The organism is uncultured Thiodictyon sp. (genome assembly GCA_903837595.1).
GTDB lineage: Bacteria > Pseudomonadota > Gammaproteobacteria > Chromatiales > Chromatiaceae > Thiodictyon.
The window spans coordinates 1-1,670 of the sequence record CAILVI010000091.1; the positions used below are offsets into that span (position 1 = coordinate 1).

The following is a 1,670-nucleotide window of genomic DNA, read 5'->3' on the forward strand; positions in this document are numbered from 1 at the left end:
CCATGCCTCCCAGCGACCCGACCGCTCTTCACCACCCTCGTTGGCGATTACCCGCGTCATTCACCAGCTATAGGCGGGTTTAGGTCGCCATCGACAGGGGCGTCGATCTGAACAGAAACTCCGCTGCCGGGCGGTCCACCCAGCGCCGGGTGCGGCCTGCCCACTACGCCGGCCAACAGGCGTTTCTGGTCCTCCTCCCCCGGCAGTCCGTAAGAGCGCGGCGTCAAGACATCGGGAGCCGCGGACAAACCGGGTGCGTCACCGCCGGGTACCACGGGCGTGGGCCCCCGCGGTGTCAGCTCAGAGCGAGAGACCGGAGCGAGCACTGGGGCAATGCCGACGGTCGTCGGTGGCAGGCCGAGCGTCGGTGCCAGGGATTCGACCGCAGCGGTTGCGGTTGCCGCTCCGGGCACCTCCGCAGCGTCGGGTCCCGGCAGGCCCGCCCCGCCGATCGCCGTTCCCGTCGACAGCGACGGGAGTGGCGCACCATCAATCCCGCCGGGGCCCTGGGACAGCGCGGTCACGTCGAGGCCCGGCGCCCCGGCGCCCCGGCCCCCACAATCCCCGCCCCCGCGAGAATCGACGGGAGCCATGCTCCGCCCGGCGTCTGAGTCGGCGCGGCGGCCGGCGCATGCGTGGTGTGCAGTGCGGTCACCGCCTCTGCCGCCAGGCGGTCGCGCCAGACATCATCCGGCAGGATGCCCGGCGCGGCAGCCGTGAGCCCTGGCCTTTGATCACTTGTAGGTGTGAGCGTCGTCATGGAATTTGTTGACCTCCACGCCATCGAGCACCGCCAAGGCGTCCTCGGTGAGGACCGCGAGCGAGAAACACAGGGAGACCAGATAGGACGCGATCGCGTTGCGTTGATCCCCATGAAGCGAACCGAGAGCCCCAGCCCCTGCTCGCCGACCAGCCCCGGTTGGAAGAGTCCGACCACGCCTTGGCGTGACTCGCCCACGCGCAACACCAGGTGCCGCTCCTTGATCGTCTAATCTGAGTCAGTTGAGTAGACCCGGGTACTCTGACGGCGCGGCTCGCGCGAATGGATCAGCCGCCTGCTGCATCCGCGGGCTTCGTTGTCGCGGTGATCTGCTTCTCCGCTTCGACCCAGTCATCCAACTCATGTCCCGGTTCGAATCCGCGCGCCGCGGCGCGATGATACGCGGCCTCACTGATCGCCTGCACCAGCGCACTCTCACGCCGCGGCTCATCCGTCGATGGGCGCTCTGACCCTGGCGTGGAACGCCCCCGCCCGCCGTTGCCGCGCTGCCGTTCTGGCCTACTTTCCGTCTGCAATGAAGTCATTGAAGCGTACCTCTGATTGATGACGAGTGAAATCGGCCTGCCGAAGTCGCCCGACAGGAGACCCGCCGTCGGTTAAGGTCCAGGTTCCCGCCGCCATGTATCCGTCAGTCAAGAGGATGGCGTCAGTCGACGGCGGACATAGCGAGGCTAGCGCTAACCCACGGGATGCGGAAATACGATCTTTAACAATACTTAGTGCCTGGCCAGAAACCGCAAACAACTTTCTCGCTCAATCTGTTATAATCTAGCCCCATGGTTTAAGTTTGGCGCCACCTCCGATCGATGGGGCATGATACCAAGCGGTAACCGATGGATTTTCTGGGTCCGGTGGGGTACGGTCGCAATTTCGTGAATGCGCCAAGCCG

General features: G+C 65.8%; 2 protein-coding genes and 1 pseudogene. All 3 read right to left on the minus strand.

The features are described from left to right. Positions 1-520: 520 nt before the first annotated feature. Positions 521-760, minus strand: coding sequence for a hypothetical protein (locus QZY44_RS04930; protein ID WP_295443051.1), 240 nt, complete (start codon positions 758-760; stop codon positions 521-523). Continuing rightward, positions 735-967 (minus strand): annotated as a pseudogene (locus QZY44_RS35625) (hypothetical protein). Before QZY44_RS35625 ends, QZY44_RS04930 begins: the two are co-directional and overlap by 26 nt. Before the next feature lie 80 nt (positions 968-1,047). Continuing rightward, entirely contained in the window at positions 1,048-1,185 is a 138-nt protein-coding gene (locus QZY44_RS04935; protein WP_295443054.1) for a DUF2934 domain-containing protein, read from the minus strand. Positions 1,186-1,670: the final 485 nt, after the last annotated feature.

Coding starts and splice junctions, on each gene's coding strand:
- QZY44_RS04930 (WP_295443051.1), bottom strand. CDS start 760: ATGACGACGCTCACACCTACAAGTGATCAAAGGCCAGGGCTCACGGCT.